The organism is Dryocola mayonis, from assembly GCF_051307045.1.
GTDB lineage: Bacteria > Pseudomonadota > Gammaproteobacteria > Enterobacterales > Enterobacteriaceae > Dryocola.
This window is the reverse complement of the sequence record NZ_CP150452.1, coordinates 3,411,907-3,428,387: the sequence shown is the minus strand read 5'-3', so window position 1 is coordinate 3,428,387 and position 16,481 is coordinate 3,411,907. Positions and strand designations below refer to the sequence as shown.

The following is a 16,481-nucleotide window of genomic DNA, read 5'->3' as shown; positions in this document are numbered from 1 at the left end:
TCCTATGAGCGATAACTCATCCTCATCTGATGCTGACAAGCAGTCCATAGACGATCTGTGGGGCGATGCCCTGAGCGAGCAGCAGTCCGCGGAAAGTCACAGTTCCGCCCAGCCTGTCGCCTCTGAACAAATCGCTGCGCATTTATCTCAGGATCTGGATTTGATCCTCGATATCCCCGTCAAAATGACGGTGGAATTAGGGCGCACCAAAATGACCATCAAAGAGCTGCTGCGCTTAAGCCAGGGTTCAGTGGTGGCGCTGGAAGGCCTGGCGGGCGAACCGCTGGATATTTTAATTAACGGCTATTTAATTGCGCAGGGGGAGGTGGTGGTGATTTCCGATAAATTCGGTATTCGTATTACCGATATTATTACCCCTTCAGAGCGTATGCACCGCCTGAGCAGATAATGAATTCCCAGACCAAAACTATCGTCCATCCTTCGCACCCAACCCTTGACTCCGCAACGCCCGGCTCAGCGTTATTTAATGTCGGGGGCGCGCTGGTGCTGGTATTGCTGCTGATTGCCGTTATCGCCTGGGTTGCCCGCCGCGCGGGCTTCAGGCCGCAGGGGCAGAAAGCCTCCGCGCTGTTGACCATCAAATCCAGCCACTCAATGGGCCCGCGGGAGCGCGTGGTTATCGTTGAGGTAGGGGAGAAATGGTTGCTGCTGGGAGTGACGCCGACAAATATTACCTGCCTTGCTGACCTTGAGAAGCAAAGCGGCGCCGAAGACGTTGCGCAATCGCCGATGGCCGCTGACTTTCAGTCCGTCATGCTCAATATGTTGAAAAAACGCAAGCCGGGGTCAGGGTTATGAGCAATTCACGACGCCGCCGGCTGCCTTTATTTCTCCTTGCGCTGCTTGGCATGGGTATTTTTATTCCCGCACAGCACGCGTGGGCCGCTAACAGCGATTTACTGCTCGCCCATTCCGGCAACGGTGAGAACTGGTCGTTGCCCGTTCAGACGCTGGTGCTGCTCACCTCGCTGACGTTTTTACCCGCCGTTTTGCTGATGATGACCGGTTTCACCCGCATTATCATCGTGCTTGGCCTGCTGCGTAATGCGCTCGGCACGCCTTCGTCGCCGCCTAACCAGGTGCTGCTGGGGCTGGCTCTTTTTCTTACGTTCTACGTCATGTCGCCGGTCTTTAACCAAATTCATCAGGTCGCCTGGCAGCCGCTAACGGAAGACAAAATCAGTATGGAGACCGCGCTGGAAAGGGCCGCCGGGCCGATGCGCACCTTTATGCTGCAACAAACCCGGGAAACGGATCTGGCGCTGTACACGCGTCTGGCGAAGGTCGACAACTTCGCAAGCCCCGATGACGTGCCGATGAGCATCCTGCTGCCCGCCTTCGTGACCAGCGAGATAAAAACCGGCTTCCAGATTGGCTTTACGGTATTTATTCCGTTTCTGATTATCGACCTCGTGGTGGCAAGCGTATTAATGGCGCTGGGGATGATGATGCTGCCGCCGGCCACCATTTCGCTACCCTTCAAGCTGATGCTTTTCGTACTGGTTGACGGCTGGCAATTATTAATGGGCTCGCTTGCCCAAAGCTTCTTAAGCTGAGCAGAACAGAAAATGACACCAGAAAGCGTTATGGCGTTGGGATTTCAGGCGATCAAGGTTGGCCTGATGGTTGCCGCTCCCATGCTGATGGCCGCGCTCTTTACCGGCCTTATTATCAGTATTCTCCAGGCATCCACGCAGATAAACGAAATGACGCTGTCATTTATTCCAAAAATACTGGTCATCGTTCTGGTGATGGTTGTTCTTGGCCCGTGGATGCTGAGTATTTTTCTCGACTATATGCGCACGCTGTTTAGCAACCTGCCTTATATCATCGGATAGCTATGTATACCCTGTCCGTTGAAAGCCTTTATTTCCAAATCAACCATCTGTTTTGGCCGGCGCTGCGGGTGCTGGCTTTATTCAGCACGGCGCCCATTTTTAGCGGCAAAGAGTTTAACAAAAAGGCCAAGGTAGGCCTGGCTGTCGCCATCTCTTTTTTAATCGGCCAGAATTTGCCGGACAGCCATATCATCGTTTTCTCCTGGCAGGGCGTGGGCGTGGCGGCGCAGCAGTTAATCATTGGCGCCGCCATGGGGTTGACGATACAGCTTATTTTTGTGGCGGTGCGCACCGCCGGGGAAATCATAGGCCTGCAGATGGGCCTCTCCTTTGCCACCTTCTTCGACCCTTCCGGCGGGCAGAACATGCCGATCGTCTCAAGGATATTAAACCTGCTGGCGACGCTGCTTTTTCTCACCTTTGACGGCCATTTATGGATGCTGACCATCCTTAACCAAAGCTTTGAAGTGCTGCCCGTCGACGCCGCTTCGCTGCATACGGAAGGATTTTATTATCTGGTGCAGGCTGGAGGATTGATATTTCGCTATGGGCTGCTGCTTGGTTTACCCATCATCACCCTGCTGCTGGCCATCAACTTTACCCTTGGTTTGCTCAATCGCTTAACGCCGCAGCTTTCTATTTTCGTTATCGGTTTCCCGCTTACCCTGACGGTAGGCATGGGCGCGCTGGCGCTGTCGATGCGCGCGCTGGCGCCTTTCTTTGAGAACGTGATGACCGAGATATTTAACCACCTGTCGGAAATGATTATTTTATTTTCCGCGGGCTGAGTTTAAGACCTTTTTTACTTCTGTAATCATTATTTTTGGCTATTTGGCCAATTGCATTTTAAGCCCTCAGCGTATAATTCCCGGCGTTGATTTTTAGCGCTAATAATTAAAGTGTTTTAATTCCTGCCGACAATATCAGGCGCAGTCTGTCCTGGTATATAAGCTTGCCGATCTGCGGGGAAGGGTTATTTTAGAGGGAAACATGAAGACATTGAAAATATCAACCCTGATTAAAGGTATATTAACGATCCTGTGCCTGGGCATTGTTATCATTAGCTCGTATTCGTTTAAATCAATGTACGATACGGGTGAATCTGTTAAAAAAATGCAAAATACTATGGATAAAATAAGAGACCTGCGCGATATGGCCGCGCATCTCACCCAGGCGCGGGGCGATATTAACTATGTTTATAACGATGAAACCGCAAGCCAGGAAACGTTAGCCAACAAGGGCCCGCGCCATTCAAAACGAGCTTGCGCAGGCTAAAAGCGCCGCGGCCAGTTTTTTAGATACCACCGATCCCGATCCGGAACGCGCGAAGCTTAGTGATAACATCATTCAAAAAGCGAATGCATTAATGGAAAGCTATGCGGCAAACGCTAAAAAGCTTGAGGCCTATGACAACCATGGTTTTGACAACGGGCCCAAAGAGGTCGCCCTTGATGCAGCGATTAGCGAATACAACGCCTACAGTAAAAAAATGGGCAGCCAGATACTGGCTGACTTTGAAAGCAGCCGCGAAAAAACGCTGATGGTTATTGGCGTCATGCTGCTGGTGGCGACGCTGATCTCATTCTTCTCATGGCTGATTATTAAAAAAAGCGTCTTTGAGCGCCTTGCTGCCGCCTCCTCGATCCTTGAGAAAATCGGCGCCGGCGAGCTTTACCATAAATTTGAAACGGGCGCGCGCAACGAAATCGGCATCATGCTGGAATCGCTGCAGAACATGAGCGCCTCGCTGCGAAACATGATTACTTCGGTACGCAGCACCTCAGAGCTTATCGGCACCAACGCCTCGGAAATCGATCGCGGCAACGAAAACCTGGCGTCCCGCACCGAGCAACAGGCCAGCGCGCTGCAGCAGACCGCCGCAAGCATGGAGGAGATTAAAACTACCGTCGCCAGCAATGCAGAAAACGCCCGCCAGGCGAATGAGCTGGCCCATCAGGCGCGCATTACCGCAAATAATGGTTCCGCCGTGATGAACGACGTTGTCGACACCATGGAGAAAATTTCCCTTAGCGCGATGAAAATCGCCGAGATCAACAGCGTGATCGACGGGATCGCGAACCAGACCAATATCCTGGCGTTGAATGCGGCGGTGGAAGCCGCACGCGCCGGAGAGCAGGGGCGAGGTTTTTCCGTGGTGGCAACCGAAGTGCGTAACCTTGCTAAACGCAGCGCGGACGCGGCGAAAGAAATCAACCAGCTCATTAATCAGTCGGTTAAAAACGTCGAAGACGGCTCTAAACTTATCGGAAACGCCGGGAAAACGATGGAGGATATCGTGACCTCTGTTACCTGCGTCAGCGATATCATGCAGGAGATTACCCAGGCATCCGAAGAGCAAAGCACCGGCGTCGGGCAAATTGCTACCGCCGTTAACGAAATGGATCTGGCGACCCAGCAAAACGCCACTCTGGTACAAGAGTCGTCGCAGATCTCCCATGCGGTGAACGAACACAGCCGCGAGCTGGTAAAAACCGTATCCCTGTTCCAGCTAAGCCCCGCCGAAATGCAAAAAAGCGTTGAGGAAATCGCCCCGCGAAAGAAGGTCATAGCGCCCCGTCAGGAAAAACAAGAGCCTGTAAAACGTCCCGTTAAAAGTGACGATAACTGGACTGAATTCTGACGTAAGTCGGTTTTCACAGGCTTATCCATCAGCAGCCATTCCTAACGGAATGGCTGTTTGCCGTCTGCTAAACATTCGCATCTGCACTTCTTTTTTATTTTCTCCTTTTGCCGCAGGGCCCCCGCGCCATTTCACCGCGTTGATATGAGTTGTTATTAAATCGTGACGAAGTTCACTGGTTGCGAAGAAATATTCGTAAGCGCAACGACGTTGGTAACTATTTATCTCAATGAATTGCTTATTTATTTATTAAATTACCGGCTGTTTGAATATAAGAATCTGCGAAAATCGAAATTAACAATTAATTAATCTTAACTCATGATATGCGCACTTAAGGTCAGGCGAACGCGTTGCGGAGTATTCGATGAAAGATGTGGTGATTGTTGGGGCGGCCCGAACCCCGATTGGCTGCTTCCAGGGGGCGCTTTCCCCGCGCAGCGCGGCGGAGCTGGGCAGCGCGGTAGTCAAAGCCCTGCTTGAGCGCAGCGGCGTGAGCGAGCAGGAGATCGATGAAGTGATCCTGGGGCAGGTGCTCACCGCCGGAGCCGGGCAAAATCCCGCGCGCCAGACGGCGCTCAACAGCGGCCTGCCCTGGTCCGTTTCGGCTATTACCATCAACGACGTCTGCGGCTCGGGGCTGAAAGCGCTGCATCTTGCCACCCAGGCCATTCAGTGCGGCGAAGCGGACGTGGTGATCGCCGGCGGCCAGGAGAATATGAGCCGCGCTCCGCATGTTCTGGCAAACAGCCGAACCGGCGCGGGGCTTGGCAACAGCCAGCTTATCGACAGCCTGGTGCACGACGGCCTGTGGGACGCGTTTAACGACTACCATATGGGCGTGACGGCAGAAAACCTTGCCAGGGAGTACGGCATCAGCCGCGAAAGCCAGGATGCCTTCGCGCTCGCTTCGCAGCAAAAAGCGCGAGCGGCCATTGATGCGGGCCGTTTCAAAGACGAGATTGTTCCGGTTGCCGTGGAGATGCGTTCAGGCGGCACCCTGTTTGTCGACACCGATGAGCAGCCGCGTACCGACGCCAGCGCCGAAGCCCTGGCGCGCCTTATCCCGGCCTTTGACGCTGACGGCAGCGTCACCGCCGGCAACGCTTCCTCGATTAACGATGGCGCCGCAGCGGTGCTGATGATGAGCGCGGCGAAGGCCGAAGAGCTGAACCTTCCGGTGCTGGCGCGCATTCGCGCTTTCGCCAGCGTCGGCGTCGATCCCGCCCTGATGGGCATCGCGCCGGTCACCGCAACGCGGCGCTGCCTTGAGCGGGCTGGCTGGTCGCTGGAAGAGCTGGATCTGATTGAGGCGAACGAAGCCTTCGCGGCGCAGGCGCTTTCGGTGGGCAAAATGCTGGAATGGGACGAGCGCAAGGTGAACGTCAACGGCGGAGCGATAGCCCTTGGTCATCCCATTGGCGCCTCCGGCTGCCGCATTTTGGTTTCGCTGGTGCATGAAATGGTAAAGCGCGATGCCAAAAAGGGGCTGGCGACGCTGTGCATAGGCGGCGGGCAGGGCGTGGCGCTGGCCATTGAGCGCGACTGAGTCATCACCTCTTCTTTTTTGAAGCGCTTTCTGTTTTAGAAGGTGCTTTTTTATTTGCCTTCCCCAAAGAAAAGCAAATTCCTTACGGCCTGCTTTGACGCCCGTATCCCTTCCCTGAGCCGTTCTCTTCCGCCCGTTAACCAAGGTTAAGCGTGATCCCATTATCAAAACCAGTGAATATTTTTATAAAAATGAAACATCGTTTTATTTATATTTGAAATGCAGTTTCAACAGGATTAGTATGGCTTCATCAAGGTTTACGCAACGCTGTTAGGTAAGGTTTTAGTGAGGCCATATCCCCGTTGCGTGAACGCTTTCGCCAGCAATGCCTGCCAGACGCGGGCTCGAATAAAGGAAACCTACATGATTCTGGATTCATTCTCCCTGCAGGGTAAAGTCGCGGTGGTGACGGGATGTGATACTGGCCTGGGTCAGGGCATGGCGCTGGGGCTTGCGCAGGCGGGCTGTGACATTGTGGGCATCAACATCGTTGAACCAGCCGAAACCATCGAGCGCGTAACCGCGCTGGGCCGCCGTTTTCTGAGCCTGACCGCCGATCTGCGTAAAATTGACGCTATTCCCGCCCTGCTGGATCGCGCGGTCGCCGAGTTTGGCCATATCGATATTCTGGTGAACAACGCCGGGCTGATTCGTCGCGAAGACGCAATCGACTTCAGCGAGCAAAACTGGGACGACGTTATGAACCTGAACATTAAGAGCGTGTTCTTTATGTCCCAGGCGGCGGCAAAACACTTTATCGCCCAGGGCAACGGCGGCAAGATCGTTAACATCGCCTCCATGCTTTCCTTCCAGGGCGGCATTCGCGTGCCTTCCTATACCGCATCGAAAAGCGCCGTTATGGGCGTGACCCGTCTGCTGGCGAACGAGTGGGCAAAGCACGGCATCAACGTGAACGCTATCGCGCCGGGCTATATGGCGACCAACAATACCCAGCAGCTGCGCGCCGACGAACGGCGTAGCAGCGAAATTCTGGATCGTATTCCGGCCGGGCGCTGGGGTTTACCGAGCGACCTGATGGGGCCGGTGGTATTTCTGGCCTCCGGCGCGTCCGACTATATCAACGGCTATACCGTCGCCGTCGACGGCGGCTGGCTGGCCCGCTGATTCCCGCCGATCGCTAAAAGCCTCCTGCCTGCAGGGGGCTTTTTTATGGCAATTCTTCCGGCGCACACAATGCATAAGGTAAGGTTTTAACCAATATTATTGCTATTTGTAACCGCATCATTCTTTGAACGGCGTAACCCGCACGCCATGGCGGCGTCGTTGTCATTATTTAAGTCAGAATAAGAGGTTGCTTTCGAAACGCGTGGCAGGCGAAACATAAGACAAACCGATACCTGCAAGAGATGGTAGTTGTTTTTGAGATTTGTCTTAGGAATAATAGTCCTTCACCTCAGGCACTTTTTAACCAATCGTAAGCATACGTAAACGCGCTGGCGGTAGTGGTTTTGTTGTAAAAGGTGCTGTTATGACAATGCCTTATCATCAATAGTGATATTCACAGGGAAAAGATGTGCTGCATATCCTCGCTTTAAAAAACAACCACTCATTGCTTGTTCTGCGAATGCCGCGCGGGTGTCTTGCGCGTCAGGCCTTTAATGCAGGTTATTTTTCCACCAACTTTTAAGCGGTCCGTTATGTCTTCTATCGAAGTAAAACCTGGTCAGTTAGAAAATGCTTCTCCCTATCAGCTGTTGCCCGCTCCGCGTGAGGAAATAGATTTACTGAGCGTATTCACGACGTTGTTCGCCGCCAGAAAGCAAATCATTGCCATTACCTTTATTTTCGTGCTGGCGGGTATCGCCGCGAGTTTCCTGCTGCCGCAAAAGTGGACCAGCCAGGCGATTATCACCCCGCCTGAAAACGAGCAGATGATTGAGCTGCGCCGGGCGATGATCAATATGACGGTGCTGGGCGTGAGCGCAAAGGTTGATGCGAGCACTATCTATAATATGTTTTTGAAAAAGTTTGATTCTCAGGCCCTGCGTGAGCAGTTCCTTGCTAAATCGCCCTATGTCCAGGCGCTGTTGAACAATCAGGACGTGGACAGCAGCGAGCTGCATCGGGCCATTATTACCGTTTCGGAGAAGTTCAAAGCGCAAAATAACGTCGATCCGAAAAAGTCAGATAACGCGCCTTATTCTTCCTGGACCCTGAGTTTCGCCGCTCCGGATGCAGGCGATGCTCAGCAGGTGCTGGAAAATTATATCCAGTTTATTAACGCTGAGGTGAACAAGGACGTGCTGCAGGATTTGAAAAATGCGGTGGAACTGAAAGTGGCCTTTGAGAAAGACAAGCTGCAGCTCGACCGCACCATGCTGGAAAATGAGCATAATATTAACGTGCAGCGCCTGGGCTATTCGCTGCAGGTGGCCAACGCCGCCGGCATCAAAAAACCCGTCTACAGCAACGGCCAGGCGGTAAAGGACGATCCTGACTATTCCGTCGCCCTGGGCGCCGACGGGCTAACGGAAAAGCTCAAGATTGAGCAGTCGATTAAAGATGTCGCACAGCTGAATGCATCCATGCAAAACCGCGAGCATTTGCTGGCCCAGCTGGAAGCCATCAACGTCGGCGACGTTGATTTCACGCCGTACAAATACCAGATGCAGCCTTCTTTGCCGGTGAAAAAAGACGGCCCGCGCAAATCCTTAATTATCGTGCTTGCGGCCCTGGTAGGCTTGATTGTCGCTTCGGGAACGGTCCTGGTGCGTCATGCCATGGGCAGCCGTATGGCGATGGATAACCGCCTCGAGATGGAAAAGATCATCTAAGGCTGCTTTAAGCCTGATGCGTTAACGGCTCCTTTTGGGCGCCGTTTTTGTTACTGCAGAAAATCCTCACGGATGGGCGTGAAGGTGTCCAGCAGCGTGCCTGCAGCCAGACATACGCAGCCGTGCATAACGTGCGGCTTTTTGTACAGCGTATCGCCCGCCTTCACCCTGTGAACCTCTTCGCCGATGGTGAATTCAAACTCGCCTGACAGCACGTAGGTTAGCTGCTCATGCGGGTGATTATGCATCGGGCCAACGGCGCCGGTTGCGAAATTAACCTGCACCGCCATCATCTGGCCGCCGTGCGCCAGAATACGGCGGCTCACGCCAGCGCCGAGATCGTCCAGGGTGGTATCTTTAAAAAAGGTGAACATTCGCAGCCCCTTCCTGTTGAAACATTGTTTCATTTTGATAATCCTATCGCGAAAAAAAAGCCTGCGACAGGCCGCGCGTGATAATTGCTGCGCGGATCACGCTTTCATTGCCGGACAAACCTCTGCTATAACCGAGGGATCGAGGCAAAAAGGTGACGGATAATGAAAACGATAGGCCTGATTGGCGGCATGAGCTGGGAATCCACCCTACCTTATTACCGCCTGATTAATGAAGGGGTGAAGGCGCGCCTGGGCGGGCTGCACTCGGCTAAGATCCTTCTGCACAGCGTAGACTTTCATGAAATTGAAGCCTGCCAGTCCAGCGGGGAGTGGGATAAAGCGGGCGGAATGCTGGCGGATGCCGCGCTGGGGCTGCAAAAGGCGGGCGCGGAAGGCATCGTGCTGTGTACCAACACCATGCACAAAGTGGCGAACCATATTGAGTCACGCTGCGACCTGCCGTTTTTGCATATCGCGGACGCGACCGGCAGGGCGATTGCTGCGCAGGGCGCGGACAGGGTTGCGCTGTTGGGCACCCGCTATACCATGGAGCAGGATTTTTATCGTGGCCGCCTGAGCGCGGAATTCGGCATTGAGTCGTTAATTCCGAACGAGCCGCAGCGCCAGCGCATCAACCAGATTATTTTCGCAGAGCTTTGCCTTGGCAACATCACCGCTGAGTCCAGACGATATTACCAGCAGGTCATTGATGAGCTGCAGCAGCAGGGCGCGCAGGGCGTAATTTTTGGCTGTACGGAAATAGGGCCTGCTGCTGCAACAGCAGGATTGCCCGCTGCCGGTCTTTGATACGGCCGCGATTCATGCTGCGGATGCGGTCAACTTTATGCTTGGTGAGCGTTAAGTTTTTTCCTTTTCGTTTCAGCTGATTAAGCGGCGAAAACCTTATCCCCATCGCGCCGCGGGTCATTCCCGGCGGAATCTGTGTTATAAATTTGTTAAGTAGCGCACATTATTTTTATAAGCTGCTCCTCTGAACCCCACAAATCTGGCGGCTGAGCTCAGGCTCTTCCGCCTTTTGTCAAATCTGTATCCGGGAGTTATTCCATGCCTGTTTCCTTACTGGCGCTGGCGATGAGCGCGTTTGCCATCGGCACGACGGAGTTCGTCATTATGGGCCTGCTGCCCGATGTGGCCGGAGATCTGCATATTTCTATTCCGACCGCCGGCTGGCTAATCAGCGGCTATGCGCTGGGCGTAGCCATTGGCGCGCCGATTATGGCTCTGCTGACGGCAAGGCTGCCGCGCAAGCTTTCGCTGGTGCTGCTGATGGTGATCTTTATCTGCGGAAACCTGCTGTGCGCCCTGGCCGTCTCTTATGACTTCCTGATGCTGGCGCGCATTATCACCGCGCTTTGCCACGGGGCCTTCTTTGGCATCGGCGCGGTGGTCGCGGCAAGTCTGGTGGCGCCAAATCGGAAAGCCTCGGCCGTTGCGCTGATGTTTACCGGGCTAACCCTTGCCAACGTGCTCGGCGTGCCGATTGGCACCTGGTTCGGACAGCTGTACGGCTGGCGCGCTACCTTCTGGGGCGTGGCGGTCATCGGCGTGGTGGCGTTTATCGCGCTGATTGTCAGCCTGCCTTCGCAAAAAGACGAAGCGCCAACGGATCTGCGGCGCGAGGTCAGCGCGCTGGGCAACGGCAAGCTCTGGCTTTCGCTCTCCATGACCATCTTCTTTGCCGCAGCGATGTTTGCGCTGTTTAGCTACGTGGCGCCGATGCTGCTGCAGGTAACGGGCATTACGCACCAGGGCGTGAGCTGGACGCTGTTCCTGATGGGCGCGGGGCTTACGGTTGGGAATATTCTGGGCGGGCGCCTTGCGGACTGGAAGGTTTCCGTCAGCCTGATGCTGAGCTTTACCTTTATCGCCATTTTCTCGCTGCTGTTTCGCTGGACCAGCCACGGCATGTGGCTTGCTGAAATTACGCTGTTCCTGTGGTCGATGGCGGCCTTCGCCACCGTTCCCGCGCTGCAGATCAACGTGGTGCTGCACGGCAAAGACGCGCCGAACCTGGTCTCGACGCTGAATATCGCCGCCTTTAACGTCGGCAATGCGTTGGGCGCCTGGGTGGGCGGCACGGTTATCGATCGCGGCTACGGTTTAACCGCCGTGCCGGTTGCCGCCGCGGGGCTGGCGGCGATCGGGCTGATTATTTGTCTGATTAACTTCAGCAACGGCACCGGCCATCACCATCCGGTGACGGAAAGGTAAGTCAGGCATCGAGCAGCGCGTTTAGCGGGTCGACGTAAATATGCATAAAGTTAAGCATATGTTCGCTAAAGGCGCTGACCAGCGCCGAGGCGGGGCGGTGCAGGGGGCGAATCAGGCTGACGGTAAAAGGCACCGCCACGCTGAAACGCCGGGCGACTACGCCGCTTGAGGCGTAGTCCAGCGCCGTAAGCGGGTTGACCACCGAAATGCCCGCTCCCGCGCGCACCATGGCGCAAACCGAGGCCGCGCTGTGCGTTTCCACCACCATCCTGCGTTTAACCTCGTGCTCCTGAAAGAGCGTATCCAGCAGCTGCCGGTAGCTGTCGGTGCGCGACAGGCTAATGTAGTTTTCCCCGGCGAAATCCTGCGGCGTCAGCTCTGCTTTACGGGCCAGGCGATGCCCCGCGGGCAGCACGCACACCTCGTTTAGCGTCAGCAACGTCTGGCGCTCCGTTCCCGCGGGCGTCGAGATATTTTCCGTCAGCCCTAAATCGTGGCGCTGTGCGGAGAGCCACTCCTCAAGCAGCGGCGATTCCTGCGGCACGATATTCAGGCTCAGCTCCGGGTAGCGCGCCAGAAAAGGCTGCACCAGCAGCGGCAGAAAAGACTGGGAAAAGACCGGCAGGCAGGCGATGGAGAGCTCGCCCTGGCGAAATTCCCGCAGGCTTTCCGCGGCGTTGACGATCCTGTCCAGCCCGTACCAGGAACGCTGCACCTCTTCGAAAAGCCGCAGCCCCTGAACCGTAGGGTGCAGCCGTCCGCGGCTGCGTTCAAAAAGCTGCAGGCCGATAAGCTTCTCAAAGCGGGCCAGCTCGCGGCTGACGGTAGGCTGCGAAGTATGCAGTAAAACCGCCGCCTCGGTGAGGTTGCCGGCGGTCATCACCGCATGAAAAATTTCGATATGGCGCAGCGTTATGGATGGCATGGTCAGGTTCTCTGTTCTCTTGCTAATCCCGGCGATAGGGGAGGGCATTCCATATCATATATGAATAGACCTGCGAGAAATCGATATTTTTTCTTCAGCTTTCGCTGTGGCGTAATGCAGAAAATAATCTATTGCCGGAGCAAAACATGCCACGCCCACTTGATAACAACGACACCGCGCTGAACGCGCAAAATCTGCTGGCGCTGCCCGCTGAATTCGGCTGCCCGGTGTGGGTGTATGACGCGGAAATCATCCGCCGGCAGATTGCCCAGCTGCGCCAGTTCGACGTGATTCGCTTTGCGCAGAAGGCCTGTTCGAATATTCATATTCTGCGCCTGATGCGCGAGCAGGGCGTAAAGGTGGACTCGGTGTCGCAGGGCGAAATTGAACGCGCGCTCGCGGCGGGCTTCAACCCGCAGGAAAACCCGGACGATATCGTGTTTACCGCCGATATGATCGATGAAGCCACGCTACGGCTGGTGGCGGAGCAAAAAATACCGGTCAACGCAGGCTCGGTCGATATGCTGCAACAGCTCGGCGAGGTTTCTCCCGGCCATCGCGTCTGGCTGCGCGTCAACCCGGGCTTTGGGCACGGCCACAGCCAGAAAACCAACACCGGCGGCGAAAACAGCAAGCACGGCATCTGGCATGCGGATATGCCCCAGGCGCTGGAGATTATCCAACGCTACAGGCTGCACCTGGTCGGCATTCATATGCATATCGGCTCGGGCGTGGACTACGGCCATCTGGAACGGGTATGCGGGGCGATGGTGCAGCAGGTTATCGACTTCGGTCAGGATCTGGAGGCGATTTCCGCAGGCGGCGGTTTATCTGTCCCTTATCGTGAAGGGGAAGAGGCTATCGATACCGACCACTATTTCGGCCTGTGGAGCGCTGCGCGCGATAAAATCGCCCGCAGCCTTGGCCATGGGGTCAAACTTGAGATTGAGCCGGGGCGTTTCCTTGTGGCACAAGCCGGCGTGCTGGTAGCCCAGGTGCGTTGCGTAAAAGAGATGGGCTCGCGCCACTTCGTGCTGATTGACGCAGGCTTTAACGATCTGATGCGTCCTTCCATGTACGGCAGCTATCATCATATTTCAGCCATGGCCTGCGACGGGCGCGACCTGTCCACGCAGCCGCTGCTGGAGACCGTGGTTGCCGGACCGCTGTGCGAATCAGGCGACGTCTTTACCCAGCAGGAAGGCGGCAAGGTGGAAACCCGCGCGCTGCCGCCAGTTAAGGTTGGGGATTACCTGGTGCTGCACGATACGGGCGCCTACGGCGCGTCCATGTCGTCTAATTACAATAGCCGCCCGCTGCTACCGGAAGTGCTGTTTGATAACGGAGCCGCACGCCTGATTCGCCGTCGTCAGACTATGCAGGAGCTGCTGGCGCTGGAATTATTTTGAGGATTTGCGCCCGCGCTGAAACCAGGGGCCGGGCGCGACGGATTCACGCAGCACCAGCGTGCCGACAAACGGCGGGATCGGCTGTAAGGCTTCGCCGTTAGCCAGTTTGATCGCCTGGTCGATGGCGGTGGTTATCATATTATCGATCGGCAGATAGACGGTGGAGAGCGCAGGCTGCAGCCACTGCGCGCTGGGCGCATCGTCAAAGCCGAACAGCGAGATATCCTGCGGAATACGCATACCCGCCTGGTGCAGCGCTTTCGAGGCGCCGAGCGCCATATCGTCGTTGCAGGCGAACAGCGCCGTAAAGGGGACCTGGCTTTCCAGCAGCTCCTGGCACAGCTGGTGCCCCACGGTCATGGTGGAGTCGCCGTTTTTCACCCGCTCTTCGGTAAAGCGAATGCCGTGTTTTTGCAAAGCCTTGCGATAGCCCATTAAGCGGGCCTGGCCGGTCGGGGTAGAGATAGGCACGGTGATGCAGGCGATTTCGCGATGGCCCTGCTGAATCAAATATTCCGTCGCCTGAAAAGCCGCGTCCTGCTGTTCGAAGAACACGCAGCGTTCCCGCGCCTGGGTCACATCGCGGTTAATCACCACCAGCGGCACGCGGATTGAGCTCATCAGTGAGATTAGCGCCCGCTCGGACATAAAGCGGGTGTAGAGGACAATGGCGTCGCAGTGCCTGTCGACCAGCATCTGCACCGCATCGAGCTCTTTTTGCGGCGTATCGTGCCCGTCGGTGACTATCAGCTGTTTGCCATGAACTTCGGTCTGGCGGGAGGCCTGTTGCAGCAGGCGGCCGAAGTAAAACCCGTCAAAGGTTGATACCACCAGTCCCACGCTGTTGCTGCTGCGGTTGGCCAGTGAGCGCGCCAGAAAATTAGGGCGATACCCTAACTCTTTCATAGCCTTAAAAACCTGTTTGCGGGTGCTTTCTTTCACCTGCCCGGTGCCGTTCAACACGCGAGATACCGTTGCTTTCGAAACACCTGCGCGTAGCGAGACGTCCAGCATTGTTACCATCGATTCATTCCTGATTAAGACTTCCGTCGCGATGCCGCAGTTTTCACCGCAGTCTATCACAGGTGCCGGAAGGGTAAGATCGGGCATACCGCTTCGCCATGCAAATTGTCATACGAGGATCACGCTTTTAGACAATGCCGCCGATCGGCATGCACGACGAAGAGGCAAATGATGGGATACATCCGCCTTTTTGCAGTAATACAAAGGGTGTTTACTCGCCGCTTCGCGCAATCACCGAATGGCGGCGAACAAGCGTAGGGCTAAAAAGGTGCGTCGTTTCCGGCAGCGGGCGGTTTTCCGCCAGCGCCATCGCCAGCTCGGCGGCCTGCGTCGCCATGGTGACAATCGGGTAGCGAACGGTGGTCAGGCGCGGGCGCACATAGCGCGAAATCAGCACGTCATCAAAGCCGATCAGCGAGATCTCTTTCGGCACGTCGATGCCGTTGTCGTTTAGCACGCCCATCGCCCCGGCGGCCATTGAGTCGTTGTAACAGGCGACGGCGGAAAAATGCTTGCCGCGGCCGAGCAGTTCGGTCATCGCCTGCTCACCGCCGCTTTCATCCGGCTCGCCGAAGGTCACCAGACGATCGTTAATCGCAATGCCGTGCTCTTTTAGCGCGTCGTAATAGCCCTGCAGGCGATCTTCGGCATCGGAAATGGCGTGGTTTGAACACAGATAGCCGATTCTGGTATGGCCCTGCTGAATCAAATGGCGGGTGGCAAGCCAGGCGCCGTAGCGGTCGTCCAGCGCCACGCAGCGCGGTTCAAAACCCGGCAGGATACGGTTGATAAGCACCATGCCCGGCATCTGTTTCATTAACGAGATCAGCTCGGCGTCGGGGATCTTTTTGGCATGCACCACCAGCGCGGCGCAGCGGTGGCGGATCAATTGCTCAATGGCCTGACGCTCTTTTTGTTCATTGTGATAGCCGTTGCCAATCAGCAGAAAGTTGCCGGTGCGATAGGCCACCTGCTCTACGGCCTTCACCATCGCGCCAAAGAAAGGGTCCGAGACATCGCCGACTATCAGGCCGAGAGTTTCCGTGGTTTGCTGGGCCAGCGCGCGGGCATTGGCGTTGGGATGGTAGTTAAGTTCTTCCATCGCGCAGGTCACGGCCTGACGCGATGCGTCGCTTGCCTTCGGCGAATCGTTAATCACGCGGGAAACCGTGGCGACAGAAACCCCCGCAAGCCGTGCTACATCCTTAATTGTCGCCATCAGTTAACTTCCCGTTGGGTAATCGTTTACACAAGCCTAAGTGTTACGGAAAAACCGCGCCACTTCAAGGGCGCAACTATCGCAGCGCTCGCAAAGCTGAGGAAAATACGCCGCCGCTTTGTGTAATCGTTACACGAGCTGCCGCAGGGAAAATCAGGCGCAGCGGCAGACGCCGGCATGTTGCGGATTTTTAATAATTTCCGGAAAAATCTTTGCTTACAGTTTGCAGTGCGCTGTTGCGATTTCGCCGTGGCGCAAGCCGTTGAGCCGCTGCTACATTTGAAGTCCCAGAGGTATTGATAGGTGACGTCGGCGCCTGATGCTGACCACAAAAATTACACCAGCCTGCGCGGATGCGCAGGTTTTTTTTGCCTGATAAGCGCGACCTGTAACAAGAAGCGAGATTTTAAACACCTGGTTGCACTTCGGCTCATTCCTTTGCTTTTTCCCGCTGGTTA

Annotated in this window: 16 protein-coding genes and 1 pseudogene; 13 read left to right on the top strand and 4 right to left on the bottom strand. The window is 55.6% G+C overall.

The window, feature by feature from the left end:
• Positions 1–4 precede the first annotated feature (4 nt).
• The 10 genes from fliN (at position 5) to wzz(fepE) (ending at position 8,841) form a co-directional block, all read left to right on the top strand.
• A complete protein-coding gene (gene fliN / locus WLO32_RS16555) occupies positions 5–409 on the top strand; it encodes a flagellar motor switch protein FliN (RefSeq protein WP_435946115.1) in 405 nt (134 codons plus the stop codon).
• Positions 409–819, top strand: a complete 411-nt coding sequence (gene fliO / locus WLO32_RS16550) for a flagellar biosynthetic protein FliO (RefSeq protein WP_435946114.1) — start codon at positions 409–411, stop codon at positions 817–819. Before fliN ends, fliO begins: the two co-directional genes overlap by 1 nt.
• On the top strand, positions 816–1,577 hold the full coding sequence (fliP, locus tag WLO32_RS16545; RefSeq protein WP_435946113.1) for a flagellar type III secretion system pore protein FliP: 762 nt from the start codon (positions 816–818) through the stop codon (positions 1,575–1,577). Before fliO ends, fliP begins: the two co-directional genes overlap by 4 nt.
• Before the next feature lie 12 nt (positions 1,578–1,589).
• Positions 1,590–1,859: a flagellar biosynthesis protein FliQ gene (gene fliQ, locus WLO32_RS16540; protein WP_435946112.1), complete on the top strand. Its 270-nt coding sequence runs from the start codon at positions 1,590–1,592 to the stop codon at positions 1,857–1,859.
• Positions 1,860–1,861: 2 nt separating this feature from the next.
• Complete coding sequence (gene fliR, locus WLO32_RS16535) at positions 1,862–2,647, top strand: flagellar biosynthetic protein FliR (RefSeq protein ID WP_435946111.1); 786 nt, start codon at positions 1,862–1,864, stop codon at positions 2,645–2,647.
• A gap of 202 nt (positions 2,648–2,849) precedes the next feature.
• On the top strand, positions 2,850–3,134 hold the full coding sequence (locus tag WLO32_RS16530; protein WP_435946110.1) for a Tar ligand binding domain-containing protein: 285 nt from the start codon (positions 2,850–2,852) through the stop codon (positions 3,132–3,134).
• Positions 3,135–3,225: 91 nt separating this feature from the next.
• Positions 3,226–4,500: a methyl-accepting chemotaxis protein gene (locus WLO32_RS16525; RefSeq protein WP_435946109.1), complete on the top strand. Its 1,275-nt coding sequence runs from the start codon at positions 3,226–3,228 to the stop codon at positions 4,498–4,500.
• A 364-nt stretch (positions 4,501–4,864) separates the two neighbouring features.
• Entirely contained in the window at positions 4,865–6,046 is a 1,182-nt protein-coding gene (locus WLO32_RS16520; protein WP_435946108.1) for an acetyl-CoA C-acetyltransferase, read from the top strand.
• Positions 6,047–6,409: 363 nt separating this feature from the next.
• The gene (gene kduD, locus WLO32_RS16515; protein ID WP_435946107.1) at positions 6,410–7,171 is read left to right on the top strand and encodes a 2-dehydro-3-deoxy-D-gluconate 5-dehydrogenase KduD; all 762 of its coding nucleotides are present in this window, start codon (positions 6,410–6,412) and stop codon (positions 7,169–7,171) included.
• 533 nt (positions 7,172–7,704) lie between these two features.
• A complete protein-coding gene (gene wzz(fepE) / locus WLO32_RS16510; protein ID WP_435946106.1) occupies positions 7,705–8,841 on the top strand; it encodes an LPS O-antigen length regulator Wzz(fepE) in 1,137 nt (378 codons plus the stop codon).
• Between the two features lie 50 nt (positions 8,842–8,891).
• Here wzz(fepE) and WLO32_RS16505 read toward each other — a convergent pair whose 3' ends face one another.
• Positions 8,892–9,215, bottom strand: coding sequence for a cupin domain-containing protein (locus WLO32_RS16505; protein WP_435946105.1), 324 nt, complete (start codon positions 9,213–9,215; stop codon positions 8,892–8,894).
• A gap of 162 nt (positions 9,216–9,377) precedes the next feature.
• On the opposite strand from WLO32_RS16505, the pseudogene WLO32_RS16500 reads away from it, so the two are divergent.
• Together WLO32_RS16500 and WLO32_RS16495 are read left to right on the top strand one after the other, a co-directional pair.
• Positions 9,378–10,077: pseudogene (locus WLO32_RS16500) on the top strand (aspartate/glutamate racemase).
• A 203-nt stretch (positions 10,078–10,280) separates the two neighbouring features.
• On the top strand, positions 10,281–11,447 hold the full coding sequence (locus tag WLO32_RS16495; protein ID WP_435946103.1) for an MFS transporter: 1,167 nt from the start codon (positions 10,281–10,283) through the stop codon (positions 11,445–11,447).
• A gap of 1 nt (position 11,448) precedes the next feature.
• Here the strand turns inward: WLO32_RS16495 and WLO32_RS16490 are convergent, their stop codons facing one another.
• Complete coding sequence (locus WLO32_RS16490) at positions 11,449–12,372, bottom strand: LysR family transcriptional regulator (protein WP_435946102.1); 924 nt, start codon at positions 12,370–12,372, stop codon at positions 11,449–11,451.
• A 146-nt stretch (positions 12,373–12,518) separates the two neighbouring features.
• Here WLO32_RS16490 and lysA point away from each other — a divergent pair, with 146 nt between their 5' ends.
• A complete protein-coding gene (gene lysA, locus WLO32_RS16485; RefSeq protein WP_435946101.1) occupies positions 12,519–13,781 on the top strand; it encodes a diaminopimelate decarboxylase in 1,263 nt (420 codons plus the stop codon).
• Here the strand turns inward: lysA and WLO32_RS16480 are convergent.
• Together WLO32_RS16480 and galR are read right to left on the bottom strand one after the other, a co-directional pair.
• Positions 13,773–14,804 (bottom strand): LacI family DNA-binding transcriptional regulator, encoded by a 1,032-nt coding sequence (locus WLO32_RS16480; RefSeq protein WP_435946100.1) that lies wholly within the window; start codon positions 14,802–14,804, stop codon positions 13,773–13,775. The two genes, lysA and WLO32_RS16480, sit on opposite strands and share 9 nt — an antisense overlap.
• A gap of 211 nt (positions 14,805–15,015) precedes the next feature.
• A complete protein-coding gene (gene galR, locus WLO32_RS16475) occupies positions 15,016–16,023 on the bottom strand; it encodes an HTH-type transcriptional regulator GalR (protein ID WP_435946099.1) in 1,008 nt (335 codons plus the stop codon).
• Positions 16,024–16,481: the final 458 nt, after the last annotated feature.

Bases quoted from the DNA above. Each gene is read 5' to 3' on its own strand.
- WLO32_RS16505 (WP_435946105.1), bottom strand. From the start codon at position 9,215: ATGTTCACCTTTTTTAAAGATACCACCCTGGACGATCTCGGCGCTGGC.
- WLO32_RS16490 (WP_435946102.1), bottom strand. From the start codon at position 12,372: ATGCCATCCATAACGCTGCGCCATATCGAAATTTTTCATGCGGTGATG.
- fliP (WP_435946113.1), top strand. From the start codon at position 816: ATGAGCAATTCACGACGCCGCCGGCTGCCTTTATTTCTCCTTGCGCTG.
- fliO (WP_435946114.1), top strand. From the start codon at position 409: ATGAATTCCCAGACCAAAACTATCGTCCATCCTTCGCACCCAACCCTT.
- WLO32_RS16520 (WP_435946108.1), top strand. From the start codon at position 4,865: ATGAAAGATGTGGTGATTGTTGGGGCGGCCCGAACCCCGATTGGCTGC.
- lysA (WP_435946101.1), top strand. From the start codon at position 12,519: ATGCCACGCCCACTTGATAACAACGACACCGCGCTGAACGCGCAAAAT.
- fliR (WP_435946111.1), top strand. From the start codon at position 1,862: ATGTATACCCTGTCCGTTGAAAGCCTTTATTTCCAAATCAACCATCTG.
- WLO32_RS16495 (WP_435946103.1), top strand. From the start codon at position 10,281: ATGCCTGTTTCCTTACTGGCGCTGGCGATGAGCGCGTTTGCCATCGGC.
- fliQ (WP_435946112.1), top strand. From the start codon at position 1,590: ATGACACCAGAAAGCGTTATGGCGTTGGGATTTCAGGCGATCAAGGTT.
- galR (WP_435946099.1), bottom strand. From the start codon at position 16,023: ATGGCGACAATTAAGGATGTAGCACGGCTTGCGGGGGTTTCTGTCGCC.
- WLO32_RS16525 (WP_435946109.1), top strand. From the start codon at position 3,226: ATGGAAAGCTATGCGGCAAACGCTAAAAAGCTTGAGGCCTATGACAAC.
- kduD (WP_435946107.1), top strand. From the start codon at position 6,410: ATGATTCTGGATTCATTCTCCCTGCAGGGTAAAGTCGCGGTGGTGACG.
- WLO32_RS16530 (WP_435946110.1), top strand. From the start codon at position 2,850: ATGAAGACATTGAAAATATCAACCCTGATTAAAGGTATATTAACGATC.
- WLO32_RS16480 (WP_435946100.1), bottom strand. From the start codon at position 14,804: ATGGTAACAATGCTGGACGTCTCGCTACGCGCAGGTGTTTCGAAAGCA.
- fliN (WP_435946115.1), top strand. From the start codon at position 5: ATGAGCGATAACTCATCCTCATCTGATGCTGACAAGCAGTCCATAGAC.